This is a genomic window from Chryseobacterium potabilaquae (assembly GCF_902728265.1).
GTDB classification, from domain to species: domain Bacteria; phylum Bacteroidota; class Bacteroidia; order Flavobacteriales; family Weeksellaceae; genus Chryseobacterium; species Chryseobacterium potabilaquae.
The window spans coordinates 1-6971 of record NZ_CACVBR010000074.1; the positions used below are offsets into that span (position 1 = coordinate 1).

Annotated in this window: 1 protein-coding gene; it reads right to left on the reverse strand. The window is 37.0% G+C overall.

What is annotated here, in order from left to right:
• On the reverse strand, positions 1-6971 hold a 6971-nt coding region (locus tag CHRY9293_RS17955), incomplete at both ends, for a non-ribosomal peptide synthetase (protein WP_162034235.1).

Genomic DNA, 6971 nt, shown 5'->3' on the forward strand with positions numbered 1-6971 from the left:
TAGGAACATAAGCTCCTCCTGACTTCAAGACTCCTAAGATTCCAATCAGCATCTGCTCCGATCTTTCTAAACATAGAGGAATCAATTCATCAGGCTGGATTTTGTATGTTTCTAAAAGATAATGAGCTAACTGATTAGATCTTTCATTAAGCTCTCTATAACTTAACTTTACATCTTCATACACCAAAGCAATGTGATCCGGAGTCTTCTCTACCTGTCTCTCAAATAATTCATGAAGGGTAACACTTGTGTCGTATTCTACTCCCGTTGCATTCCAACTATGGATCAAGTCTTGATATTGAAGCACTGAAACATACGACAGTCTATCTGTAGTAATAGCAGGATCTTGTAACAGCTGATCCAACATTAATTCCATACCTTCTAGTACCTGAGACATCATAGCTCTTTCAAATAATAGTCCCTCATAAGTTAAGGTCATACTTATTTCTTCTCCTCTCTCATACGCAATTAAACTTAATGGATAATCCACTTTCTCTATCGATTCACGAGGCTTAATATCTAAACCATTTAAAACAACACCATCAGATATAGGATAATTCTCATACACAAATAAACTACTGAATAATCGTTCTCCACTTTGTTGAAGACTTGATAAACTCTTATCACTGTATGTGTTAAGATCACTAACTCCATCTTGAAGTTTTGCGATCCAATCTAGTACCTTACCTTCCTTATGCTCTACAATCAAGGGAAGGGTATTGATATACAAACCTACTGAACTCTCAATCCCCTCCACAGGTAAACTTCTTCCAGAAACGGTCGTTCCTACTACTGTCGTTCTTTGATTACTGTAGATACTTAACTGTTTATGCCATACATACTGTAACACCGCATTAACTGTTAAGCCTTCTTTGGATATTAAATTCTTTAAAGAGAGATATCTTTCTCTATCAATACTCCAAGTTAAGGATTGATGATCTTGAATATGACGATAGCCTGAAAGATTCGTATGCCTCTCTGAGACTGTAAGTAAACTACTCAAATCTTCCCTATCTTCTAATAACAACATATACTCCTTCCAGAATGAATCACTCTCTCCCTTATGACTCTGAAGATACTTCTGGGATTCTCCATACGATATATCCACCATAGAAGCTACTAATTCTCCTTTCAATAATCTAAGGTAGGTGGTATGAATATCATTAAACAGTACAGGCATACTCCATCCATCTAAGATTGCATGATGATTACTGAAGATACATGTATAATGTGATTCTGAATGTTGACACACATAGACTCTAAAGAGTCCTGATTTGGAAAGATCATACTGCTCTTCTCTGTCTTTCTGAACAATGGATTTGATCTTATCTTCTCTTTCCTTTTCATCATACCCACTCAGATCTATACAACGCCAGTCCACAGAGCTTATCTTATCTATCACCTGAACAATAGACTCTGACCAATCAAATCTCGTTCTTAATACAGGATGCTTATTCTGAACATATTCCCAAGACTCCTTTAACTTATCCAAATCAACCACTCCATGATAATCCCATAAAAGCTGTACCCGATAAGAATCATCTACATCTCCCTGACTTAAAGCATGGTAGATAAAACCTTCCTGAAGACTACTGGCTAAATATACAGAATCAATCTCTATCTCTTCCTGAATAGAATCTAGTTGGCTGGAACTCAGAATATGATCCACATCTGATAACGTAAGGTAGCTTCTATCTATTCCTGATAACCCATTCACAAGCTGCTCTAAGTATCCTTTAAACAATACTGATAAACGAATCATCTCTTCTTCACTGAAGTAGCCTCTTAATCCGAAATACAATTCTCCTCCTACCACAGCACCATTGATAGTAAGAAGATGAGAATCCAAATTATCTCTTCCCACAGGTTCTCCACTATTCTCCCCTACGATATGCCAACTCTCTGATACAGATTCCTGTTGATCCAACTGGCCCAAGTAATTAAAACTAACTCTAGGAAGATTTCCATCAGTATAGCCGATAAGACTTCCATAACCTATCCCATTATCAGGAATACCTCTCAAAGACTCCTTCGTATGAACTAGTGTAGAGAATAGATCTCTACCCCTCTCTAACACTATGGGATACATCGTGGTAAACCAGCCTACTGTTTCAGTAATATCCATTCCCGGAAAGATATCCTCTCTTCCATGACCTTCTAATACAATACCATGAGTAGACAACCCCGTAAAATCACAAAGAGCCAAAGAGAAAGCTGATAAAAGAACATCATTGATCTGAGTATGATACACTCCATGAATATCTCGAAGTAAACGACTCGTGGAGTCTTTATCCAATACCAAATCGGAATGATGATAGAGAGAACTACTAAGACTCTGGATATAAATACTACTATTCTTTGTATTCTCTATAATACTATTCCAATACCTTAGCTCTTCTTCTCGGGAGGTAGCACTATCCTCTTTATAAGTCTTAACCACATCAACCCACTGACGGTAACTGCTTCCTTTTACATACAATGGGTTGGTATTTCCTTCCTTAAGAGATCTATACATCAACTCAAGATCTTCTGTTAAGATTCGCCAGCTTACCGCATCGATAATAAGGTGATGGAAACAGAAATGAACACGACAACTTCCATCTTCATAACCATGGATATATCCTACATGAAGTAAAGGACCTTCAATAATATCAAATCCACTCTGCCAAGAAGTAAAGACTTCTATTAATTCTTCATCACTTACATCTCTACGATCAAGTATACTCAAATCAGGAGATATAGCTTCTTTTCTATACTCTTGAAGATAGCCATGCTCTGTCTTAGGATAATATAGTCGTAAGGCATCATGCTTCTCTACTAATTGTAGGAGACTTTGTTTTAATATATCTATATCCAATTCAGGAACATGAATCATAAAGGACTGATTCCAATGATGGAAAGAGGTAAAATGTTCTCCCAACTCTACCTCATGGAAGAACCATTCCTGAATCGGTAATAATGAAACTTCACCTTCTAATATTCCCTGTTCTGTAATAAGAGACAATCCCTCTTCATCCTTTCTACTTTCTAAGAGCTCAGAAAGATGATACACTGTTCTATAGGTAAAGACTTCTTTGACACTTAAGGATAAGGATAATCGTTTTCGTAAACGACTCACGAGTTGAATACTGATAATACTGTCTCCTCCCAAGCGAAAGAAATCATCATGTAAACCTATACTTTCTACAGGTAAACCTAACACCTCTCCATACATCTCTGCTAATTGTTTTTCAAGAACTGTTGTTGGTGCTATATATTCTTTATCTCCTGTGAAGTTAGGTTCAGGTAACGCTCTTCGGTCTAACTTACCATTAATCGTAAGAGGAAGTTCTTCCAAATGAACATACACCGAAGGAACCATATACTCTGGAAGTAATCCTGATAAATGTACTGACAACTCTTCATGATTTAATGCTGCATCTGACACATAATAGCCAACCAAATATTTTAACCCTGAACTATTCTCCTTGGCCAGTACAACACTTTGACGAATTCCTTCATAACTCAATAAGGCGTTTTCTATCTCTCCCAGCTCTATCCTATACCCTCTGATCTTAACCTGGAAGTCATTTCTACCTATATATTCCAAATCTCCTCCCGGAAGATAACGGCCTAAATCTCCCGTCTTATACATCCGTCCATTATAACCTATCTCCTTCTCCTTTTCACTCTGGAAAGGATTCAAGAGAAAACGCTCTGCTGTAAGCTCAGCAAGATTCAAATAGCCTCTTGATAATCCCAAACCTCCTATATACAATTCTCCTATAGCTCCAACTGGTACAGGACGTAAGTATTCATCCAATACATAGGCTGTCGTATTGGCAATAGATTGACCTATATTAAGAGCATTACCATCCTCATTATAATGATGATAAGTAGCACATACCGTGGACTCGGTAGGACCATATGCATTGATTACATCAACTCCTTCTCTTTTATAATATTCCATTACTTCCGGATGAGTAGTATCTCCTGCTACAATAAGGGTATCCAACGGGAGAATTAATTCTGTAGTAAGTAATATAGGAGGAATCGTAGCTATCTGGATCCTATTTTCAACTATATATCTATGTAATAAACTTAAATCTGTTTGGATTTCTTTACTTATTAGATGTAAGGTATGGCCAAACGAAAGAACGGAATAAACATCCCATACATGAGCATCAAAAACATAGTTGGCATACCATAATGCTCTTTTTTGTGGATGGGAAGAAGAATGAACCGTATCCAAATTAAATATAGCAGACTGTTGCTCGATTAAATTAACCACATTTTTATGTTCTATCATCACTCCTTTTGGCTTTCCTGTTGTTCCACTGGTGTAAATGACATAGGATAAATCACCTGAACTTACTTCTGTATTTGGATTATCATTGGAACACTTACTAAGCTTAGTTTTCATTTCTGAATTATTCAAGCTTATGATATCTAAAGCTTCTTCTTCCGTTTCTATTAATTTCTTATAATCATATAATCTGCCTTTTGTATTCTCTTCAACGATTACCATTCTTGCCTTAGTATCTCCCAGAATATGTTCTATTCTATCCATAGGATAATTAGGATCCATAGGAACATACGCTCCGCCTGACTTCAAGACTCCTAAGATTCCAATCAGCATCTGCTCAGACCTTTCTAGACATAAAGGTATAAGTTCATCAGACTGGATTTTGTATGTTTCTAAAAGATAATGAGCCAATCTGTTTGATCTTCCATTAAGCTCTCTATACGTTAGCTTTACATCTTCATACACCAAAGCAATATGATCAGGTGTCTTCTCTACCTGTCTCTCAAATAATTCATGAAGGGTAGCACTTGTGTCGTATTCTACTCTAGTTGCATTCCAATTATGGATCAGGTCTTGATATTGAAGCGCTGAAACATATGACAGTCTATCTGTAGTAATAGTAGGATCTTCCAAAAGCTGATCTAACATCAACTCCATACCTTCTAGTACCTGAGACATCATAGATCTTTCAAATAACAATCCTTCATAGTTTAACGTAAGACTCACTTCCTCTCCTCTCTCATACGCAATTAAACTTAAGGGATAATCTACCTTCTCTATAGAATCACGGAATCGGATATCTAAATCCTCAGAAACATCTCCATCGGATATAGGATAATTCTCATACACAAATAAACTGCTGAATAAACGCTCTCCATTATCTTGAAGACTTGATAAACTCTTATCACTGTATGTGTTAAGATCACTTACAGAAGATTGAAGATTTATTATTACATCCATTACCTTACCTTCCTTATGCTCTACAATCAAGGGAAGGGTATTGATATACAAACCTACTGAACTTTCAATCCCCTCAACAGGTAGACTTCTTCCAGAAACGGTCGTTCCTACTACTGTCGTTCTTTGATGGCTGTATATACTTAACTGTTTATGCCATACATACTGTAACACCGCATTAACTGTTAAGCCCTCCTTAGAGATTAAATTCTTTAACAAAGTATACCTCTCCTCTTTGATATGTAAGGTTAAAGATTGATGATCCTGAATATGACGATAGCTTGAAAGATTCGTATGCTTCTCTGAGACTGTAAGTAAACTACTCAAATCCTCCCTATCTTCTAATAGCAACATATACTCCTTCCAGAATGAATCACTCTCTCCCTTATGACTCTGAAGATACTTCTGGGATTCTCCATACGATATATCCACCATAGAAGCTACTACTTCTCCTTTCAATAATCTAAGGTAGGTCGTATGAATATCATTAAACAGTACAGGCATACTCCAACCATCCAAGATTGCATGATGATTACTGAAAATACATGTATAATGTGATTCTGAATGTTGACACACATAGACTCTGAAGAGTCCTGATTTGGAAAGATCATACTGCTCTTCTCTGTCTTTCTGAACAATGGATTTGATCTTATCTTCTCTTTCCTTTTCATCATACTCACTCAGATCTATACAACGCCAGTCCACAGAACCTATCTTATCTATCACCTGAACTATAGACTCTGACCAATCAAATCTCGTTCTTAATACAGGATGCTTCTTCTGAACATATTCCCACGACTCCTTTAACTTATCCAAATCAACCCCTCCATGATAATCCCATAAAAGCTGTACCCGATAAGAATCATCTACATCTCCCTGACTTAAAGCATGGTAGATAAAACCTTCCTGAAGACTACTGGCTAAATATACAGAGTCAATCTCTATCTCTTCCTGAATAGAAGCTAATTGGCTGGAACTTATAATATGATCCACATCTGATAACGTAAGGTAGCTTCTATCTATTCCTGATAACCCATTCACAAGCTGCTCTAAGTATCCTTTAAACAATACTGATAAACGAATCATCTCTTCTTCACTGAAGTAGCCTCTTAATCCGAAATATAATTCTCCTCCTACCACAGCACCATTGATAGTAAGAAGATGAGAATCCAAATTATCTCTTCCCACAGGTTCTCCACTATTCTCCCCTACGATATACCAACTCTCTGATACAGATTCCTGTTGATCCAACTGTCCCAAGTAATTAAAACTAACTCTAGGAAGATTTCCATCAGTATAGCCGATAAGACTTCCATAACCTATCCCATTATCAGGAATACCTCTCAAAGACTCCTTCGTATGAACTAGTGTAGAGAATAGATCTTTACCCCTCTCTAACACTATGGGATACATCGTGGTAAACCAGCCTACTGTTTCAGTAATATCCATTCCCGGAAAGATATCCTCTCTTCCATGACCTTCTAACAAAATACCATGAGTAGACAACCCCGTAAAATCACAAAGAGCCAAAGAGAAAGCTGATAAAAGAACATCATTGATCTGGGTATGATAGACACCATGAATATCTCGAAGTAAACGACCCGTGGAGTCTTTATCCAATACCAAATCGGAATGATGATAGAGAGAACTACTAAGACTCTGGATATGAAGACTGCTATTCTTTGTATTCTCTATAATACTATTCCAATACCTTAGCTCTTCTTCTCGG